The 258-nt window shown below is 39.1% G+C and carries 1 pseudogene; it reads left to right on the top strand.

Going from position 1 to position 258, the window contains the following annotated elements:
* A pseudogene (locus AAEY75_RS15965) lies at nt 1-214 on the top strand (glycosyl transferase family 1); the annotation flags it as partial.
* Nucleotides 215-258 lie beyond the last annotated feature (44 nt).

Here is a 258-nt window from a genome sequence, read left to right as displayed (position 1 = left end):
GACAATAGGCGTCTATAAAAATCTGCATGAGCAGGCATTAGCAGAAGAAAAAGCCGCAGCGGATGCTTTAGCCGTAAGAAGACACAAAAAAGTCTTTGGCGTGACTTCTGAGCCCATCGTTAATAAAAAAACAGCCAATAAAGTCAGGTTGGTCAAAGACAAACCCAACACATCTTATAGTACTAAAGTAACAGAAGAGCCAAACGATGCTTAATTGGCATCATTTCTAATTTGACTGCTTGCCTATCTATTATTAAC

It is taken from the genome of Psychrobacter sp. TB55-MNA-CIBAN-0194 (genome assembly GCF_040309505.1).
GTDB lineage: Bacteria > Pseudomonadota > Gammaproteobacteria > Pseudomonadales > Moraxellaceae > Psychrobacter > Psychrobacter fozii.
Note: the sequence above shows the minus strand (reverse complement) of the source record. Positions and strands in the feature narration are given on the sequence as shown.